General features: G+C 39.1%; 5 protein-coding genes. All 5 read left to right on the top strand.

What is annotated here, in order from left to right; translation table 11 throughout:
* Window positions 1–287 precede the first annotated feature (287 nt).
* The 5 genes from VB796_RS01230 (at window position 288) to VB796_RS01210 (ending at window position 23,627) form a co-directional block, all read left to right on the top strand.
* The gene (locus VB796_RS01230) at window positions 288–1,592 is read left to right on the top strand and encodes an amidohydrolase family protein (protein ID WP_323344687.1); all 1,305 of its coding nucleotides are present in this window, start codon (window positions 288–290) and stop codon (window positions 1,590–1,592) included.
* 627 nt (window positions 1,593–2,219) lie between these two features.
* Window positions 2,220–2,516 (top strand): hypothetical protein, encoded by a 297-nt coding sequence (locus VB796_RS01225; protein ID WP_323344686.1) that lies wholly within the window; start codon window positions 2,220–2,222, stop codon window positions 2,514–2,516.
* A gap of 103 nt (window positions 2,517–2,619) precedes the next feature.
* On the top strand, window positions 2,620–16,770 hold the full coding sequence (locus tag VB796_RS01220; protein WP_323344685.1) for a hypothetical protein: 14,151 nt from the start codon (window positions 2,620–2,622) through the stop codon (window positions 16,768–16,770).
* A 78-nt stretch (window positions 16,771–16,848) separates the two neighbouring features.
* Window positions 16,849–19,044, top strand: a complete 2,196-nt coding sequence (locus VB796_RS01215) for a hypothetical protein (RefSeq protein WP_323344684.1) — start codon at window positions 16,849–16,851, stop codon at window positions 19,042–19,044.
* Window positions 19,045–19,178: 134 nt separating this feature from the next.
* A complete protein-coding gene (locus VB796_RS01210; RefSeq protein WP_323344683.1) occupies window positions 19,179–23,627 on the top strand; it encodes an Ig-like domain-containing protein in 4,449 nt (1,482 codons plus the stop codon).
* Window positions 23,628–23,639: the final 12 nt, after the last annotated feature.

The raw sequence follows: 23,639 nt of genomic DNA, 5'->3' as shown, positions 1-23,639 counted from the left end.
AGTAAAATATAGTATTGCCACCAAGACACAAAGGCACAAATAAAAAATGGAATTGCCACCAAGACACAAAGGCACAAGTAAAATATAGTATTGCCACCAAGACACGAAGGCACAAATATTTTAATGAATTTTCGTATCACCTTATCTTAGATTTTACGATAAAACAAAATTCTCTTAACGTCTTAGTGCCTTAGTGGCTAAAACAAAATTTTCTTAGCGTTTTAGTGGCTAAAAACAAAATTCCCTTAGCGTCTTTGTGCCTTAGTGGCCAATAAAAAACAAGAAAAATGAAAAACTTACAATACATATATATAGTAGTATTCGTGTTTATCTCGAATACCATTTTTGCCCAAAACCAGGCAGCAGGTAATCCACAGGCAAAAGCCATTGCTTTGGTAGGAGCAACGATTCATACTGCCAATGGTCAGGTAATTGCCAATGGCGTTATTGTTTTTAACAAAGGAATCATCACGGCAGTTGGAGCAGCAGGTACTGCTTATGATAAAGTAACCACCGAAACCATTGACGTAGCAGGAAAAAGTATTTATCCAGGGTTAATTTCACCCGTAAACAGTTTGGGTTTAGTAGAAATTGAAGCCGTGCGTTCGACCAATGATTTAAGCGAAATTGGCGGAATAAATCCTCACGTTAGGTCTTTGATTGCTTATAATACAGATTCAGAATTAATACCGACCGTAAGAAGTAACGGTATTTTAATTACACAACCAACACCACAAGGTGAAATTATCGGCGGAATGTCATCAGTTATGCAAATGGATGGTTGGAACTGGGAAGATGCCGTTTTGAAAAAAGATGATGGCATTCACTTAAATTGGATTGGCTATTTTAAGCGTGAGTTTGACTTTGCCGCAGGTACTGCCAGCACCAAAAGAAACGACAAACGGGATGATATGGTGCGTGAATTAGACAAAACCTTCAATGATGCCATTGCTTATGCACAAGTAAAAAATCCAGCAACAATTAATGTAAAATTAGAAGCAATGAAAGGACTTTTTGACGGCTCAAAAAACCTTTATATCAGTGCAGATTACGGAAAAGAAATCATTGAAGCCGTACAATTTGCGAAGTCGAAAGGCGTGAAGAAAATTGTAATTATTGGAGCAGAAGAAGCACTTTTAGCCGCTGATTTCTTGAAAGAAAACAACGTTTCGGTTATTGTAAGTTCAACGCACCGTTTACCAAATAATGTTGATGACGATACTGATATTGCCTACAAATTGCCACAATTGTTGTCTCAAAAAGGAATTTTGGTAGGTTTGGCTTACATTGGTTTAAACTGGAGAACTCGTAATTTGCCTTTCTTAGCGGGTACAGTGGCAGGTCATGGAATGGATAAAGAAGAAGCCTTGAAGTTGATTACCGCTAATAATGCCAAAATTTTAGGCATTGATAAAATGGTAGGAACACTTGAAGTTGGCAAACACGCAACGTTAATTGTTTCGGCAGGAGACGCTTTAGATATGCGTACTGCTAAAATTGAGCAAGCATTTATTCAAGGTCGTAAGGTAGATTTAGACGATAAGCAAAAACGACTTTATCGTAAATATTCTGAGAAATACGGTACGAAGTAAAAATTATGAATTTCATTAGTTTGCCTCTCTCTGATATGACCTTTTATATCAGAGAAAGGCATTTTTATTTTGAGATAATTCTTGTGGTATGATATTTGAACCGCATATCTATACGAATAAAAATATCCCTTTTTTATGAGACTTTGATTCAAGCAGTATAAAACAATAGGATAAAAAGAAGAATATCGGTCGTTTTTGAATAACCAGTGTTTGTTCGGCACGTAATTTGTGTAATAACTTATCAAGTAAAAGTTCTTTTAGAATATAATCTTTTCCGCTAAAAAGATTTTGCATTTATTGCAATTAGATTGAGATTGTTGACTGTCCAAGCAATTGGATTTTTTATAGCATCCTCATGAAATCATAACGGTAGAGATTTAATTGATGCCGTAGTGATTTTATGAGGATTTTTCATTTCACGACCCATCGTTACTTAACCATTAATTTATATCCAACAGCCCAAGTATTTATACATTTATAAGTTCGGTTTTAATATTATTAATCTCCGAAAGTACAATTTCTAAGTAGGATTTATCATGTTTTGAAATTTTCAAAGCCCTTCAAGGCTTAGTTATATCCTATTGTCTTTTTTTGACGATTCTATCATATTTTAAAAATTTAATTACAATGAGTAAAACAACTACCGCCATAGTTGATTCTCGTGGGAAAATTGCCTTACGTTTATTTTCTTACAATGAATTAGATACCAACACACAAGCACAGGACACGGTACTCCGTAGTCTTGAGTTTGTGTGTTTTTTTTATTTACAGTCTTGGTATTATTTGCTTAAATCTTTACAAAAAACTCAATTATTTGATTCTGAGAAGTGCTTTAAAAGCCTATTGAGAAGCCTAAAATATAGATTTAAAAGTTGTATTAGAGTATCGTATCAGTTACACCTTACTGATTTTAGTACAGGTTAGAAGTGTTTTCTTTCTGTTAATTCTGAGAAGCAATTGTTGGTATAAGTAGCTGACAATGAGCTGTTTTAAAATAGTAATTGTATTAAAATTTAATAATTGAGCTATGAGAAAGACTCTTTTACTCATTTTTGCCACCGTTCTGACCATCATTCAAGCATTTCCGAATAGTTCGGATAATGGTCTTACTCCTGTGCCTAAGCAAGGATGGCAAAACGAACAAATTCAAGGAGTTGTACAAGCACAAATCAATTTGTGTTCTGTACAATCATCAAACGCCAGTGAGCATACAGGCGGAAACACCACAGAACAAAATACAGCCCTGCTTGCTATGGGAGTATTGCTCTTGGTAGTTTTAGGACGATTAAAGTATCGTTCCTTTTCAATGACTTTGCGTAGAGCATCGTTACTAACCATGATGATGGCTGCTGGGCTTGGTAGTATTACGGCACAGGTTCCAAGTCATACTGCAAGTTTGTCTTGTATTCCCACAACACATAATGCGAATGCTTTGACCAAAGCTACAACCAACTACTCTAATCTCACTGCACAACCTTATGCAGGAACGCAAGGAGTTGGTGCGGTGATAACTGAGTCATGGAAAGTAAAAGCAGATGCTAATGGACAGTTGGGCTTTTTTCATGGATTACAAATTACGGCTGGTTTTTTTAGTGGGCAGACTTGTCTGGATAATACCTCAAACTCTCGACAATTTGCATTATACTCTTATGCGGGTAATGCCTGTACAGGTACAGCCATTGCACCAACAGTAAACAATGGTGGCATAAGTCACGGCGGAAGTGAGAGCAATTCACTAAACCCTGAATGGATAGGACTTACCCCAAATGCTGATTATGTTGTGATTGTAAAAACTACCGTAGGCTCAAGTTGTAATGACCTTGCGAACACCTATGGCGGTTATTACGGAAACATTGTTCCACAATCTCCATGTAATTGTGCAAACGGAACTTCTTGTGATAAAAATGTTTACACAAGTATTACAGCCGCTCATTCTGCATGGGATGGTGGAACTTACACTCAACAAGATTTAGAAGCATTTGACCTTGATGTAAGTGGTTCTCCGAAAGCCTATGAGTTTTGTACAAACTATACAACAGGTGCAAACGAAACACGTGTGGCGGTAAGACATTTAGCCGTATCAGTTAGTCCGTGTATTGCTGCAGCAACGATTACTTATACTTCTTGTTCGCTTGCTGGCAATACTCCTGCATTTTTAGGTGCCAACCTTGATGGTGGAACTCGAAATTTTCAATATTATAGTGTTCAGCCAAATACAACTTATCGTTTTTGTCGAAACTTGGCTTTTCAAGGAGGTGCTAATTGTAGCACTCCTGCCGTTGGCGAAACTGATATTGAAGTAGAAACGCAAGGTTGGTTAGTTGCCAATGCAACGCCTCCACCTGCTTCATTCACATTTAATTGTACTAATTCTTCAGCAACTGGCACATTTGCCGCAAATAGTACAGGTGGACAAACAGGAAATGTAACAATAAATATGACTGGAGCAACCTCTGGCTCAGCTTCGTTTACAGTTTCTGGGGGAGGTTTTACTGGTACGTATGCTACCAACCTAACGGCTGGACAGACTTCAGTAACTTTTCCAATTACTTATGATGGAAGTGGTACGTATGGATTACACACTTTAAGTGTAACTTCTTCACAAGGGTCTGGTAGTTGTTCTGTAAATGTTGGGGTTGGTATTGACAAAACGCCAGGTTGTGTAACAGGAAACTTAAAGGCTTGGTTTAGAGCTGATGAAGGAATCTCAGGAGCTGACGGAAGTGCTGTTACTACTTGGACAAATTTAGCAAACCCTTCATTTAATGTAAGTCAGTCTTCGGCAGTTCAGAAGCCAACACTGTATAATACAACTAATGATAATTTAGTAAACTTCAACCCAACGTTAAGTTTTGATAACTTAGATGAGTTGTACAATCTTTCTCGATTGTTGCCGAATACTTCTGCATTCTCAATGATTGGGCTCGGTGTTGACCGTAGAACAAATACTGTTGATTTGGATGGTATTATGGGAATGGGCGTTGATGGAAACTATCCTGCAATAGACTTTCAAACAGATGGTGTATCGCCAAATGGTTGGAATCCTTGGTCAAGTATTGACGGAGAGTGGAATGGTGGAACGGCTACATTGTATTCATTAGGAACTGGTATTACCAATCAAAGTGGAAACCTTGTAGCATTGACATCTAATAATATTGTAGGAGGTTCAGATAATATTATTAGTTATGTAAATGGATTTAAACAAAATACAACATTATCTGCTAACCAAAATGCTCAATTTGGTAATGGGCTTTTTGTAGGTTCAAGTGGTGATGCTGAATATACAGGTTTAATCCCAGAAGTTATGGTATTTGACCGCCAGTTAACTGATGCTGAAATGCAAAGAGTTAATTCGTATATGGCGATTAAATACGGAACAACCATTTCTCAAGATTATATTGCAGGTGATGGATTAATCAAGTTTTGGGATAAAACCGCTAATACCACCTACCATAATAACGTATTTGGTATTGGACGGGATGACTGTCAGGATTTGTTGCAAAAACAGTCTGTTTCAGGAATTGCTGGTCTTCAACCTATTATTTCAACTACTGGTTTTGCAGCAACTAATCTTGACAATACAGCAGGTTTTACTGCCAATCAATCTTTTGAAATGTCTGGTTCTGATAATGGAACTGCAGCTTTCGGAACACCATTTGTGTTTGGTGCGATGAATAATCGTATTACACGTGTTTGGAAAATTCAAGAGACAGGAACAGTTGGTTCTGTTAAAGTTGCCCTTCAAAAATCAGATGTACCAGGTAACGCTACTCAGATAAATCTTTTACGTAGTACAGATGCTACTTTTGATGGTTCAGATGGTATGATTGCCATGAATATCGAAACAATAGGAGGTATTGAATATTATACCGCAACTATTGATTTCAATAATAATGATTATTATTCTTTTGGAGCTTATTTAGTAACACCTGGTTGCGTAGCTGCCAATCTTACTACTTGGTATAAAGCTGATGCAGGCGTAACAGGAACAACAGCAGTAACAAGATGGGCTGACCAAGTTAATGGTTATGACGTAATTCAAGCAACTGCGGGTCAAGAACCATCGTTACAAACGGCTGACAAATCGAGTAATTATAATCCTTATTTGAAATTCGATGGTGTAAATGACCACTTAGAATACAAATTAGCACGTTTCATGTCAACAACTTCATCTGCCAGTGTTTTTGGGGCGGGTAGTAATGAGATAGATAACGGTGGATACGAAAACTTTGCCGATTTTGGAATTGACAACCCTCACATGGGAATTTTGAATGATGGTTTAATGATGTGGATGAATGGTAGTGTTTTACCAGGCCCACAAGTTGACCATGCCACAAAAATCACTGCCAATCTGAACCAAGTTTATGGTTGGAACTGGACTGGTGGATCAAATGGAGGAGGTCAATTAAGACTTAATAGTAATGCACAAGATTTTGCAAATATGGATTTCACCCTTGTGGGTAACGGAGGAACAAGCGATGGTATGTTTACTATTGGTGGTTGGGAAGCCGTAGAAATCTGGAAAGGTAAAATTTATGAGGTAGTTGTTTATGACAGAAACCTTAGTGCAACTGAAAAACAAAAAGTAGATAGCTACTTAGCAATCAAGTACGGTTCAACATTATCAGCCAATTATTTAAGCGGTGATGGAACAACAGTGTATGCTGCCAATGGTGGAACTGCTACTGATTATGATAATAATGTATTCGGTATCGCTCGTGATGATTGTCAGGGATTAAATCAAAAGCAATCAAATTCGACTATTGATGGATTCGTAACTGTGAGTAATGGTGCTTTAGCTGCTACAAATGCTGCTAATACCAATAACTTTACGGCTGATAAAAGCTTCGAGATGATAGGCGACAATGGTCTGACAAAAGATTATGCCGTTGCTTATACACCAACGACTTTTACACCAGCAGGCGTTTTTTATAGAATGAATCGTGTGTGGACTATAAACGAAACAGGTACTATTGGAGATGTACGTATAACGGTACCGTCAGGAGTTGATAGACTATTAGTGAGTAGTTCTGCAACTTTTGGAGCAGGTACTCAAGAGATAGCTCTTTTATCAGATGGAAATGGTAACCTTTATGCTGATGTAAACTTTACAAGTGGTCAGTTTTTTACCTTCGGAAATGATATTACAGCTCCAGGTTGTGTAGCAACAGGCTTACAATTGTGGTTGAAAGCCAACCAAGGTACTAATACAACGACGAATGGACAAGATGTGATTTCGTGGCAAGATGCTTCAGGTAATGGTAATAATCATACTAAATTATCTACAAGCTCACTTGCAACGTCACCAGAATTTAAAGAAAATAGTGGTTTCAACTTCAACCCATCAGTTTCTTATGATGGTGGATATAACACACTTGGTGTACCAAAGTTTGCATCTGGGACTGATACATTGGTTGTATTTGCGATGTCTAAAGTGAATAATACATCAAACTGGGGAGCATTGTATAGTTTTGCAAGAGACCTTACACACCCACAATGGTATTTAGGTCGCCCATCGGTTTATTTAACAGGTGGTTATGATCCATATTTGACAAACCCATCTGCTAACCTTAATATTTTGTATGGTATTAATACCTTCAATCTTAAAAGAGCAGCAGGATTAACAAGTCAGGATATTTGGTGGAATGGTAATAAAACTACTTATAACGGTAATGGAAATTACTTCTATAACGCTACTAATTTCTGGTTGGGTAATGATGTTACAAACGACGGTTTAGCAAGTAGCGAAATGTTTAATGGAGACATCATGGAGATGATTGTTTACAAAAACTCTTCGATGACTGATGCCAAAATCCAAAAAGTTCAGAGTTACCTTGGTATTAAATATGGTGTGACGCTCAATCACAATTACTTATCAGGTGCAGGAGCAACCGTATTTTTAGCTAACGGAGGCACTGCCACAGATTTTGACGCAAATGTATTTGGTATTGGTCGTGATGACTGTCAAGATTTAAACCAAAAACAATCTCGTTCTGTATCAAGTACAATTCTTACGATTGGTATTGATAATCAGATTGTTGCTACAAATGCTGCCAATACAGGAACGTTTGATACTGACAAAACATTTTTGATGTTTGGTGATAATAATTTAACTGGTACTGCTGCCTTCCCAACTGGTGCAGGTGCTTGTCCTCCTCCTCCGAGCAACGACAAACGTCTCAACCGTGTTTGGAAAGCTACTGAAACAGGAACTGTTGAATCTTCAAAAGTTCAGTTTGATGCAGCAGGTTTTGGCTTTAATGCAGGAATGCCTGTATATATGTTGGTTTCAACTACTTCATCAATGGCTACTTATAGTTCAGTACCGATGACTAACGTAGGAGGAACAATCTTTGAAGTAAATTATGATTTCCCTGCTAATGCAAATACATATATTACTTTTTCTGGAAATACTACACCATTGACAAACCTTTGTACTGGTGGTAGTAAAACATTGAATTGGTTGTCATTTGCTCCATTTGATTGGTGGCAATGGGGTACTTCAACTAAGAATTATAACTTAGGCGGAGGACAGTCAGCGAAAGTTACTGTGAGTGACCCTAACAACGTTATGTTGTATCAACCAACGCATGACTGGTATCCAGTAAGTCTTGGTAATTATTTATTCATTCCAAGATATGATAACCAACCAACTTCAAAAATTACAACAAAAATTGAGTTGGTAAATACTACGGATTTGACAACAAAACAACCTGCTCAATCAGTTGATTTCAAATTGAAAGATATTGATGGTTGGGTTTGGGGTAAAGATGTTGTGAGTGTTTATGGTAAATTGGCAGGAGCTACTATTTATCCAAAAATTTCATTGAACAAATGGACAGGTATTACACTTTCTGGGTCGAACCCGATTGTAGCAACAGGTTCAATTATTCCTTGGGACTGGACGGTTCTTGGCGATGCGTATGTAAACTTTGATTCTCCAATAGATGAAATTTACATCGAATACTCTAAAAATAACACCATTTTCCCATCGTGGAAAAAATACAATGATTTAGCAATCGGTCATATTAACGTTACTTGTGGTACACCAATACCAGAAGTTATCACACCAGATAACGTTTATTTATCGAAAGAAGTATCTCCAAAAACAGTACGTCAAGGAGAACCATTTACGTACAAATTCACTTTGCAAAACTTAAACTGTGATGCTAAAACGGTGAATTTGACAGATGCACTTCCTGCGGGAATCACTTGGAAAGACAGTACATTGGTAACATCATTGACCATTGGAACGACAAATGCTTATGGTAATTCTGCTAATTTGAATCTTTCAAATATCACAGTACCAGCAGGTATTTCATATATCTATGCTGAAGCAATAGCAAGCAGTACAGGTACATTGAATAATCAGGCATCGTTTACGGTAAATGGTAATACATATCAGTCGGACGAACCATATACAGCAGGGGCGGCAAACCCAACTCCTGTAACAGTATTGGTAGCAACTAAAGCGATTTTATCTGTTGAGAAAACGGTAGATAAAACAACCGTTCAAGAAAGTGGTGTAATGAAATATACGTTCACTTTGAACAACAGTGAAGCAACAGACATGACGGTATTCTTTGAAGATAATCTTGACAAAGATGCTACTTATGTTTCGGGTTCATTAAGTTCACTTTCGGCAAGTGCTACAAGTCCACAGATTAGTACGTATGCAGGAGCAAATAGTATTACAATCAGAGACTTAACGATTCCTGCTAATAGCTCATTATCATTTACAGTTGATGTAGATGCTAATGCAACCGCTACTGGTGATACTATCAGAAACTCAGCAAGAATAACGGTTGATGCTTCAGAATTAGGAACATATTTGCAAACTACCTACAATTCAAATACGGTACAGACTCGTGTAAACGGAGATTCAGACGGTGATGGAATTGCAGATAATGCAGACTTAGACGATGACAATGATGGTATTTTGGATAGTGTGGAAAGTAGTGCTGATACTGACAATGACGGCATTGCCAACTCATTAGACCTTGATTCAGACGGTGATGGTATTCCAGACAATATTGAAGCCCAAACAACGGCAGGATATATTGCTCCAGGAACAGCAGTTGATGCACAAGGACGTTTAACCGCTTATGGTGTAGGTATTACGCCTGTCAACACAGATGGTACAGACAATCCTGATTATACAGATACTAATTCTGACAATGCACAAGGTAATGATACTGCTGAAGCTGGAATTACATTAGCAGGTATAGATGCAGATGGTGACGGTTTAGATAATGCAGTTGATTCTAATGATGCAGCTTTTGGGCCTGTCAATGCAGGTATTACAAGTCCTGCTTCTAACTATCCGAATAATAATGCTTCGGCAGAAGTAGATTATCGTGATGCTGCTGCTTCGTTTGTGTTCAATTGTTCGTCGGCAACCACTACTGGTACATTTGTAGCAAGTGGAGTAGCAGGACAAAATGGTACAATAACGATTGGATTAATAAATGCCACAGCAGGAACGGCAACATTTAATGTTACTGGAACAGGATTTACAGGAACGTTGTCAACAACCCTTACGGCTGGACAGACTTCGGTAGTCGTTCCAATTACTTATGATGGAACTGGCGTAGCAGGTAACAGAACGTTGAATATTACTTCATCTGAAGGTTCAAGCTCATGTACGCCACAAGTTACAGTTACTACGTTGATGGCAACCTTTACATTCAACTGTGTGGGGGCTACTTCTACTGGTACATTTGTTAATAGTAGTACAGGTGGACAAACAGGAAGTGTAACCATTAATTTGATAGGTACAACAGCAGGTTCAGCAACATTCAATGTAAGTGCGGCTGGCTTTACAGGAACGTTAACAACAACACTTACAGTAGGACAAACATCTGTAACCATTCCAATCACTTATGATGGAACAGGGGCAGCGGGTTCACGAATATTAACCGTGACTTCTACTCAAGGAACAGGCGTATGTACTCCGAGTGTAACAGTTACTGCATCTGATATCGATAATGATGGTTTGACAGATGCAGAAGAAGCCACATTAGGAACAAATCCTAATAATGCTGATACAGATGGTGACGGTATCAATGACTTAAAAGAAGTTGGTGTTGACCACATCTATACAGCAGGTCTTGATACAAATCCTTTAGATGCTGATACCGATGATGATGGATTAAGTGATGGTACAGAAACAGGTGTTGATGGTGTTTATACTATTGGTACTGATACAAACCCACTTAATGTTGATACTGATGGTGATGGAATTCAAGATGGTACTGAGAAAGGTATTACTACACCAGTAGCTGACCCTGATGGTGCAGGTCCACTTCTTGGAACAAATACATTAACTTTTGTTCCTGATGCAGATACTTTATCGACAACAGACCCATTGGATAATGATACTGATAATGACGGTTTGACAGATGGTATTGAAGACCCGAATAAAAACGGTAGACAAGATAACAGTACAGTCGGTGGTACAGGAACTTCTCCAACGGCAGGTTATGAAACTGACCCTTCTGACCCAGACTCAGATTCAGACGGATTGAGCGACGGTAATGAAGTATTGGTTAGACTTACAAATCCGATGGATACTGATACAGACGATGGTGGTACTAATGATAAACAAGAAACCATTGATGGTACAAACCCAATAGCTGGATTTGGAGCAGACGACTTAGACAGTGATTCGGATGGTGATGGTATTGGTGGTAGAACTGAACTTTTACTTGGTACAGATCCGCAAAATGCTGATACTGATAATGATGGAATTAGCGACGGAGCTGAAGTAGGAGCAGATGGCATTTATAATGTAGGAACTGATACAAATCCATTAGATAAAGATACTGATGATGACGGCTTAAGCGATGGTGATGAGAAAAACGGAACAGGTTTATTAGCTGCCTTTGGAGCAACAAATCCATTAAATGGCGATACAGACGGTGACGGTATCAAAGATGGTACTGAAGCAGGCGTAACCGCTAAAATAAATGGAGGTATTTCTGCACCAGGTAGTAAAGTTTATGCAGGTACATTAATTACAAGTCCAAACTTTGTGATTGATACAGACCCACTTAAAAAGACCGACCCAACCAAAACAGATAGTGATAACGATGGTATTACTGATGGTTTGGAAGATGCCAACAAAAACGGTAAACAAGATTTACCTGTTATTGGTGGAACTGGTACAAATGGAAGTGGTGAAACAGATGCAGCAAATGCCGACTCTGATGCTGATGGCTTGAAAGATGGTGATGAGAAAAATGGAACAGGAACGAATGCTGGAAAAATCACTAATCCAATGGATACAGATACAGATGATGGTGGTACAGCAGACGGTCAAGAAATCACAGATGGCACAAACCCAGCAGCAGGAAACGGAAGCGATGATTATGCAGGTGACCCAGATAATGACGGTTTAACAACTGCACAAGAAATTGCTCTTGGTACAAATCCTCAAGTTGATGATACCGACGGTGACGGAATAAAAGATGGTGCTGAAGTAGGTGCTGATGGACTTTATGACGCTGGTGTTGATACCAATCCAAAAGATGCTGATACAGATGATGATGGATTGAGTGATGGTACTGAGAAAAACGGTACAGGACCTTTAGCATTATTGGGTACAACCAATCCACTGAATAAAGATACAGATGGTGATGGTATTCAAGATGGTACTGAATTAGGAATCACGACACCAATTGCAGGTGGTACTTCTGGTGCAGTAACTTTCACAGGAACAGACCCATTAGTATTTGTACCTGATGCTGATGCAACAACCAAAACAAATCCTAAAGTTACAGATTCTGATTTAGATGGAATTGCAGATGGTGTAGAAGATGCCAATAAAAACGGTAAACAGGATAACCCAGTAATTGGTACGACTGCTACTGTTGGAAGTGGAGAAACAGATGCAACTAATCCAGATTCAGACGGTGATACTTTATTAGACGGTGCTGAATTATCAGGAAATGGTGTTGGAAAAATCACAAATCCAATGGATAAAGATTCTGACAACGGAGGTACTAATGATAATAAAGAATTATTAGACGGTACTAATCCTTCAGTTGGAAATGGAGCTGATGACTTTGACGCTGATAATGATGGAGATGGCTTGACAAACGTAGAAGAAGCAACACTTGGTACAAATCCAAATGTAGCAGATACAGACGGTGACGGTATCAATGACTTAGCTGAAGTTGGCCCAGACAAAATTTACAACATCGGAACAGATACCAATCCATTAGATGCAGATACTGACGATGATGGATTAAGTGACGGAACAGAGAAAAATGGAACAGGACCTTTAGCCGCTTTTGGAGCAACTAATCCAGTTGTAGCAGATACAGATGGTGACGGTATTAAAGATGGTATCGAAGCAGGTTTAACTGCTGGCGTAGCTGACCCAGACGGTGCAGGCCCATTATTAGGCACAATCGGTTTTGTAGCTGATGCAGACCCGTTAACTAAAACAAATCCAACGGTAGCAGATACTGACGGTGACGGTTTAGCCGATGGAATAGAAGATGCTAACAAAAATGGTATGCAGGATGCTCCAATTATTGGAAACTCTTTAACTGTTGGAAGTGGTGAAACAAGCCCAACCAATTCAGACTCAGACGGTGATACATTGACTGATGGAGCTGAAGTAAATGGAAACGGTGTTTCAATGCCTTCAAACCCAATGGATACAGACTCTGATAATGGTGGAATTTTAGATAATGCAGAAATTACTTTCGGAGGAAATCCAATGATTGCTGCTGATGATAAAGATTCTGATGCTGACGGAGTACCTGATATTGCAGATACAGATGATGATAATGACGGTATTTTAGATACAGTGGAAGGTACAATTGATACAGACGGAGACGGTGTGCCAAACAATAGAGATTTGGATTCTGATAACGATGGAATCAATGATGTACGTGAAGCAAATGGAACTGATGCCAATAATGACGGTATTATGGACGGAATACCTTCGCCAACAGGTGCTGTGGGTGCAGGTTTAACACCTCCAGATACTGACGGTGATGGCGTAAAAGACTTCTTAGATTTAGATTCTGATAATGATGCACTAAGTGACTTAGCAGAAAGTGGTTATCCAACCGTTGACGCTAACAATAATGGTGTAGCTGATGGACCAGATACAGATTTAGACGGTATCGTTGACAGTGCAGATGCTAAAGTTGGTTATGGTGACTTGAATGACCCAGCTCCTCAAAATACAGATGGAGTTGATAATCCTGATTACCGTGATGTAGATAGCAATAACGATGGAAGATTTGATATTGTTGATGCAGGAAAAGGTAGTTTAGATGGAAATGCAGACGGAAAAGTAGATGCTCCACTTGACCCAGATGGCGACGGTATCGCTAACAACGGTGGCTTGGATACTTTACCACTTGTTTTCGGAGGCTTACCTGCCCCAGATTCTGATGGTGATGGTATCGCCAACTATTTGGATAATGATGACGATAACGACGGTATCTTGGATACAGTTGAAGGAACAACAGATACAGATGGTGACGGTGTGCCTAACAACTTAGACTTAGATTCTGACAACGACGGAATCAATGATATTCGTGAAGCAAATGGCGTTGACTCAGATAACAATGGTTTAGCAGACGGAACGCCAAACTCAACAGGTGAAATCATTGTAGGTGGTCTTACTCCTCCTGATACTGATGGTGATGGTGTGAAAGATATGCTTGACTTAGATACTGATAACGATGGTATTGGAGACTTAGTAGAAGGTGGAAGCAATGGCACTGACTTAGACAATGATGGTGTAGTTGATGGGCCTGATTCTGACGGAGACGGTATCATGAACAGTGTTGATGGAAAAATAGGAACGGGCGATTTAAGTGACCCTGCTCCGAAAAATACAGACGGCACAGACCAACCAGACTACCGTGATTTAGACAGTAACAACGACGGTAAATTTGACATCGTAACAATTGGTAAAGGTGGATTAGATGTAAACCTTGATGGTAGAATTGACACTCCAACAGACCCAGACGGTGACGGTATTGCTAACAACGGTGGTTGTGATACAAAACCAACAACTTTTGGTGGTATTGTAGCACTTGACAGTGACGGAGACGGTATTCCAAATGCAGTTGATACAGATGATGACAATGACGGTATCCTTGATACTGTTGAAGGATTTGCTGATATAGATGGCGATGGTTCACCAAATAATATCGACTTAGATTCTGATAATGACGGAATTAATGATGTTCGTGAAGCTGATGGTATTGATAACAATAACGATGGTCTTGCAGATGGAATACCAAATGCACAAGGTTCACCAGTAGTAGGTGGTCTTACTCCTCCAGACACAGACGGAGACGGAGTGAAAGATTACTTAGACTTGGATTCAGACAATGACGCATTAAGTGATTTACTTGAAAGTGGAGTTACAACCGCTATCGATGCAAACAATGATGGTGTAATTGATGGGCCAGATGATGATGGAGATGGTATTATGAATACAGTTGATATGAAGGCATCTTTTGGAGACCAAAATGACCCGCTTCCAAGAAATACTGATTTAACTGACCAACCAGATTATCGTGATTTAGATAGTAACAATGATTCTCAAGGAGATATTTTGAAAACTAACTTTGCCGCTTTAGATGTAAATGGTGATGGTAGAATAGACACTCCAACAGACCCAGACGGTGACGGTATCGCAAATAATGGTGGTTTAGATTTCAAACCAACAGCATTCGGAGGTTTAGCTTCACCTGATACAGATGGAGACTTGATTCCTGATAATGTGGATATTGATGACGATAACGACGGTATTTTGGATACAGTAGAAGGTACAATTGATACAGACGGAGACGGTATTCCAAACAATAGAGATTTGGATTCTGACAATGACGGAATCAATGATGTACGTGAAGTCAATGGAACAGATACAAATAATGACGGTATCGCCGATGGAACACCAAATGCACAAGGTTCGCCAGTAATTGGTGGTCTTACTCCTCCTGATACAGACGGAGACGGTGTGAAAGATTATTTAGATTTAGATTCTGACAATGATGCACAAAGTGATTTAGTTGAAGGTGGTAGTAATGCTACTGATGCTGATAAAGACGGAGTGGCAGAAGGTCCAGATGCAGACGGAGATGGTATTGTTGATTCGGCTGATGCGAAAGTAGGATTTGGAGACTTGAATGACCCAGCTCCGAAAAACACAGATGGAACAGACCAACCAGACTATCGTGATGTAGATAGTAATAATGATGGAACAAAAGACATCATTGACGCAGGTAAAGGTGCATTAGACGTAAACGGTGATGGTAAAATTGATAGCCCACTTGACCCAGACGGTGATGGTATTGCTAACAATGGAGGTTTAGATGATAAACCAAGTGTATTTGGTGGTTTAGGAATTACTTCAAGCTCTGTGAAAATTACCGCTAAGGTATTCTTACAAGGTGCAGGTACATTAGTAAACTCTCCATTCACAGCCAACGTTGACGGTATGATGCGTACAGATTTGACAGCAATATTACCAACTACTGAACCTTACACAGGTTTAGGATTCACAGGAGTAACTGTAAAAGCAGGCTCACCAGTGTTTACAGGTACGGGTAATGATGCAATTGTTGACTGGGTTTTGGTTGAATTACGTTCAGCCGCATTATCAACAACAATTGTGGCTCGTCAAGCAGGTTTAGTACAAAAAGATGGAGACATCGTTGATATTGATGGAGTATCGCCGCTTACGATAAATGTAGCGAATGGTAATTATTTTGTGTCGGTTCGTCATAGAAATCACTTAGGAGTAATGGCATTGAATGCAATGCCATTGAATTTAATTCCTTCAGTAGTCGATTTCACATCTAATACGCTTGCCGTATATGGTACGAATGCACAGGCAATTATCGGAGGTAAAAATTATCTATGGGCTGGAAATGCGAATGTTAATAGTAATGTGATTGCTCAAGGAAGTAATAGTGATAGAAGTGCTGTGACAAATGCAGTTACTAATAACGGAGGAAATACAGGAGGTGTGAATACATTTATCTTAAATGGATATCTTCCTACTGACGTGAATATGGACGGTAAAACAATTGCGAAAGGAACCAATGCTGATAATACAATCATCTTGAATATCATCTTAGGTTATCTTAGTAATACAGCTGGTACAAACGTATTTATTATCACACAACAACTTCCTTAATGTATATGCTGGGTGTATAGCTTCTGTTATGCACCCAGTTATTTCAATAATTAAAATCATATTAAAATTGATATTCAAATGGAAAAATTAAGATACATACTCAATTTCAATAAGTTATTGATTTTGTTCTTTATGTTTTTAGGAGGAAAAACATTTGGTCAAGTTACTTTATCGCTCCGATATCTCGCTGTTGATAATAAATACCACGTGTATTTGACACCAACTTCGGCTTTAGCTGCGGTTACCAATCCTAAATTAACAGATGGTAGTTCTCAAATTACCCTGATGGCTTCTACAGGAAACTTGACCATTGGTACAGTTACTTCGGTCAGTCCTTCAGGAAGTTGGGATTTATCAACCACCACCCGAAATAATGGTGATGTTGTGAGTGGAGCTCCGCTGGCAAAGGACTTTTTTGTTATTACCCCAGCAGGTGACTTTACCGCTATTAACTACACCTCTGGAACTGAGGTAGAATTATTTAATTTTGATGTTACTGGTACTTGTACAGGAAGCTTGGATATTCTTCCAGCAGGAAGCCAAACCGCAGCTGGAGGTACATTGAATATTGGTTCGTATTTTAGTGTAAAAGGTTATACAGGCGGAATTGGTACAAACCATTTTGCAAGCACTTATAATATGAGTGCCGCTTGTCCTGTGGCTGTTACTACTTCTCCAGATTTAGTAACTTCTATTGGTCAACCCTCAACACCACTTACCGTCGGACAAGCAAGTAACATACCTGTAACGATTACAAACGTTGGAACTGCTCCTGCGACTGGACCAATTCTTACAACCATTAATATTCCTGTTGGAACGACTGCTCCAGCAAGTTTTTTGAGTAACGGTAGTTCTTGTACAACTTCTGGACAAATTGTCACTTGTTCGACTCCAGGACCAATTAGTGATGTTTCACCAACGAATACTGCTCTAATTAATGTTCCCGTAACACCTTTACCAGCATCAGCAGGCACAAGTCCTCAATTTACGGCTACAACAACAGGGCCTAATGAACCTGTTGCAAATACAGGAAACAACCCTGCAACGCCAATGACACCTTTAACGCCAATTGCAGGTGTACCAGATTTAACAACAACGATTGGTCAGCCATCAACACCTTTGACGGTGGGTATGCCGAGTAATATTCCTGTAACAATTACAAATATTGGTTCAGCTCCAGCAACAGGGCCTATAACAACAACTTTTACTTTGCCAACAGGAACAACTGCTCCTGCAAGCTTTTTGAGTAATGGTAGTTCTTGTACAACTTCTGGACAAACGGTAACTTGTTCAACCCCAGGGCCAATTAGTAATGTTTTGCCAAATAATACAGCTTTAATTAATATTCCTGTAACTCCTTTGGCAAGCACAGTTGGTACAAATCCTCAGTTTAATGCCACAACGAGTGCTCCAAATGAACCTTCTAACAATGCCACAAATAATCCAGCAACACCAATGACTCCAATTGCAGTGGTTGTAGCAGGAAATACAGTAGTAAGTGTAAAGGCTTTATTACAAGGAGGTTACCAAAGTGCAGGCTTAATGAGAGACCAATTACGTACAAAAAGCTTGATTCCTGCCACAGAACCATATACTGCATTGGGTTATATCCATTCAGGCGGAGGTGGTAGCGAAACTGTATCAAGTTCAGTTTTAGCGGTTTCAGACCCAAATAATGCGATTGTTGACTGGGTTGTAGTTGAATTGAGAGATGCAACAACACCAAGCACCGTAATTGCGAGTAAATCAGCTTTAATTCAGAAAGATGGAGACGTTGTAAGTGCCACAGATGGCGTTTCGGCGGTAACATTTACAGGGATTTCAGTAAGCAATTATTACGTATCGGTAAAACATCGTAATCACTTGGGTGTAATGACTAAAACGGCATTGAATTTTGCCACAGCAGTTGGTCTAATTGACTTTTCATTACCATCAACTTTGACAAATGGTACAAATCCTCAAAAAGTATTGAGTGATGGAAGATTAGCACTTTGGGCAGGAAATACAACAGGAGATAACCAAGTTATTTATTCAGGAACATCAAGTGATGTTTCACCAATTTATAACTATATCTATAACGACCTGAGCAATACTGCCAAAACAACCACTTTTGTAAAAACGGCATATACTCGCAATGATGTAAACTTAACTGGAACAGTTGTGTATCAAGGACCTTCAAACGAAGTAGATATGATTATGGTAAATATTCTTACTCACCCAGCCAACTTGGTTAGTAAAAGTCCATCTTTCATAATCTTAGAACAAATTCCTTAGAAATTAGGGGAGTTCGTATAGCAACTTCCCGAAAGCTTTAACCTTTCGGGAAGTTCAAAAAATGCTTTTACAATTTCCCTAAACAACGCCTAAAATACCATGAACCTTTGGTTTTATCTAAAATGTTCCAAGATATGAAAAGTCCTTTTTACATAATCAAGTCTTGGTGTCTTGCACTTTTGCTGAGCTTTCTGGCATTAGCACAAGCAGGTTTTGCCCAAAATGTAAAACTGTTTGTCAGAAGTAAAGCTGCAAGCCCAAACGTCTATGAAGTGGGTATGATTGCCTCTGGTTCATATTCAAATGTATATTTTAATACAGGACAAGTTACGCTTAAAGCTCCCAAATCTGGTATGGCATTTTGTAGTGTCAATACCAAAATAGGAGAATGGGGCGGGGCTACCTCTGTTGTAAATAATACAAACCCTAATACTACTGCAACGCCGTATTTCACCACAGTTAGAAATGCCACCGCCAGTAGTGTTGCACTGCCCGATGATTATTTTATCATCGGCAAAACCAGTTCCCCATTAGCTGTCAATATCAGTGCTAATACTGAGTATATTTTATTTGAATTGTCGGTTTGCCCAGGCACTTGCTCGGGTACACTAAGTTTATACGAAAATGGTGTAGATACTTGGAATGGTAGTGATTTGAGCTACAATCCAGGTCAATCAATCAGCCTTGACGGTATTGACCAATATCAAGCCAACGACAATACAAGAGGCACGGCAGCGTGTTCGGTTTTATTAGCTGATACTGATGGAGACGGTTTAACTGATACCCAAGAATTAGCTTTGGGTACAAATCCAAATGACTTAGATTCAGACGATGACGGAATCAGTGATGGGGATGAAGTAAACGGCACTGGGCCATTAACGGCAAGTACCAAAACCAATCCTTTATTAGCTGATACCGATGGTGATGGCATCAAAGACGGTACAGAAGTAGGCGTAGTAACTCCTATTGCTGACCCTGACGGTGCTGGGCCTTTATTAGGTACAAATGTAGGAGCAGGCAATTTTATTATTGATGCCGACCCAACAACCAAAACAGACCCAACCAAAGCTGATACCGATGGTGATGGTTTGCCTGACGGAATAGAAGATACCAACAAAAATGGTAGAATTGATGCTGGTGATACCAATCCTTTAGCTATTGATACTGATGGCGACGGATTGTTGGATGGAGCAGAAGATGCCAACCATAATGGTATTGTTGATGCTGGCGAAACTGACCCAAGAGTATTTGATGCCGTTTCGCCAACGTGCGAAGTGAGTTATTTTATTAGAACAAAAACGGGTTCGACAAATGTATTTGAAGTAGGTATGATTTCACCTAATTCATATAACAATGTTTATTTCAATACAGGTCAAGTTACTTTTAAAGCACCGAAAGGTTCAGGAGGTAAACAACTGAGTATCTGTAATGTTGATACAAAAATTGGTGATTGGGGAGGTGCAACAACTACAACTAATAACACCAATCCGAGTGTAACATCAACGGCATATTTTACTACCGTGAGAAATGCAACAGGTATTTCTGGTGCTTTGCCAGACGATTATTTTATCGTTGGTAAAACCGCTACTCCTGTACTGCAAAACGTTACGCCTAATACAGAATACATTTTATTCGAAATGACTGGCTGCCCGAATAGCTGTACTGGAGATTTACAATTATATGAAAATCAAGGGAAAGTTAATGCAGATGCTTGGACTGGAACAGACTTAAATTATAATCCAGGAGAAGAAGTTAGTTTTGATGGTGTTGATAGATATTGTAGTAACGTTCAAAGAGGTGCAGCCACTTGTACAGACCCTGTTTTATTAACAGATACAGACGGTGATGGTGTACCAGATTCTCAAGAATTATTAGATGGAACAAGCATTACAAACTCATGTAGTTTTGTTTTGGCTAATCAAAATACTGCTCCATCTACGGCTTGGAATATTGCTGACTGCGACGGTGACGGTGTAACCAACGGTAAAGAAAAAATTGATGGAACAGACCCATTAAATATGTGTAGCTTCATTCCTTCAAGCCAAACTTTAACGCCTTCGGTTGCTTGGAATTCTGCTGACTGTGACAATGACGGTAATCCAAATAGCACTGACCCTAACAAAGGAACAGCTACGGCAACGAATGATGCGTTGAATGCTCCATTAGGAATTCCTTCAACAGTAAATGTTTTGACAAATGATGATTTCTTGGCAGGTGCAAACCTAAGTATTACCAAAACAGGTGGTACAGCGGCAGGTACAGTAGCATTTAATCCGCTTACGGGTATGATGACTTACACGCCAACAGCAGCAGAAGCAGGTTCAACTGTGACAGTTGTTTATCAAGTTTGTAAGAATACTCCTTTACCACAAGTTTGTGCTTCGGCTACGGTAAATATTCAGGTAGGGCCAGCTCCAACTTGTGAGATTAGTTTGTTTGTAAGAACAAAAGCAGGAACGACAAATACCTTTGAAGTAGGTATGATTTCTCCAAATACGTATAACAATGTATATTTCAATACAGGACAAGTAACCATCAAAGCTCCGAAAGGTGTTGGTGGAAAACAATTCAGTATTTGTAATGTCAATACAAAAATTGGAGATTGGGGTGGAGCTACTTCGGTAGTAAATAATACAAATCCAAATACTGCTTCTACTGCTTTATTTACCAGTATTCGTACTGCTACGGCAAGTGCAACGGCTTTACCAGATGATTATTTTGTGATTGGTAAATCGTCTGCTCCTGTGTTGCAAAATATTACTTCGAATACTGAATATGTTTTATTTGAAATGACTGGTTGCCCGAACACTTGTACAGGAGACTTGAAATTGTATGAAAATCAAGGTTCAACAACTCCTGATACTTGGACGGGTGCAGATTTGAGTTATAACCCAGGTCAAGCAATCAGTTTTGATGGAGTTGAAAGATATTGTAGTAATGTAATGCGTGGTGCTGCAACGTGTTTAGATGTTGAAAATCCTTTGGCTATCAATGACATAAACATTACGCCAAAAAATACAGCTACGACTGGAAATATCTTAACGAATGATGATAAAGGTAGTTTGCCATTAGCAATTACAATATTAACACCTGCGGCAAATGGTACATTTACTTTAGGAACTGCGGGAGCTTATACTTACACGCCAAATAGCAATTTTGTAGGTAAAGATTCAGTACGTTACCAAATTTGTAATAACCAAACTCCTGCCGTTTGTGACCAAGCTTGGGTATATATTACTGTAACTGATGCACCAAGTGCAACGCCTACTAATCCACCAATTGCGATGGCAGACGTAAATCAGACTTTGGTAAATACGCCTGTAAGTGGTACAGTGGCTAACAATGATAGTGACCCCGATGCTGGACAAATATTGAGCTATACAAAACTCACGAATCCGAGCAATGGTACTGTAACATTTAATACTATCACTGGTGCTTATACGTACACGCCAAACAATGGTTTTGTAGGAACTGATATTTTCACTTATAAAGCTTGTGATAATGGTTCGCCAGTACAATGTGCATCTACCAATGTGACAATCAAAGTTACGCCAGACAATAGTGCAGGCGGAAACATCAAACCTGTCGCCAATGATGACGCTTATACTACGAGCAAAGGAGTAGGAGTAAATGGTGATATTTCATTAAATGACCATGATGCAAATACTGGACAAACGTTAAGTTATGCCACTATTTCATTACCGTCTAATGGTATCGTTTCTGTAAACTCTGATGGTACATTCAGTTATGCTCCAAATGCAACGTTTGTAGGTACAGATGTTTTCTTATACAAAGTTTGTGATAATGGTTCGCCTGCGATGTGTGATACTGCAACGGTTTATATCAATGTTACTGACCCTTTAAATACGGTTTGTGTAACATTTACGCTAAAAGCAATTTTGGAAGGGCCTTTAAATTCAGTATCTGGATTGATGAGTACATTCCTCAACACAAGAGGCTTGTTACCAGGACAAACGCCAATCGGTATTAATGGTGTGGCTACACCGAATGGACAGCCATATTCAACGGCACCTTGGAATTATTCGGGTACAGAAGCTATGCCAATAGGTGGGTATCCGAGCAATGTAGTTGACTGGGTTTTGGTATCATTAAGAACTGATTCATTGACAAGTACACCAGTGTTCAGAGCAGCAGGCTTATTGCGTGAAGATGGTACAATTACTTTTGTAAGTCCATGTTTTAGTATTCCAAATGGGTCTTACTACATTTTAGTAGAACATCGTAACCACATGGGAGCAATGAGCGATAAGAAAGTGACTGTAACTTCTGGAACATTGACGTATGACTTTACCGTTAAGGATTCTTACGCTCATACAAATCCACCATCTTATGGTCAGAAATTGGTTGGTACAAAATATGTTCTTTATGCAGGCGACCCTAAAAAGGCTCTGACAAATGACAATTTTGATATTAATGCGGCTGATTCAAACTTATGGAAAGGACAGTCTGGTATTTTTGACCGCTACATGTACGGTGATTATAACTTTGATGCTGACGTAAATAATGCCGATAATACCTTATGGAAAGTCAATAATGGACGATTCTCGGGTGTGGTGCATTAAAATAAGTTAAGA

The sequence above is a fragment of the Arcicella sp. LKC2W genome, from assembly GCF_034931005.1.
Taxonomy (GTDB): Bacteria; Bacteroidota; Bacteroidia; order Cytophagales; family Spirosomataceae; genus Arcicella.
The sequence above is the reverse complement of the archived record's forward strand: the minus strand, read 5'-3'. Positions and strand labels throughout refer to the sequence as shown.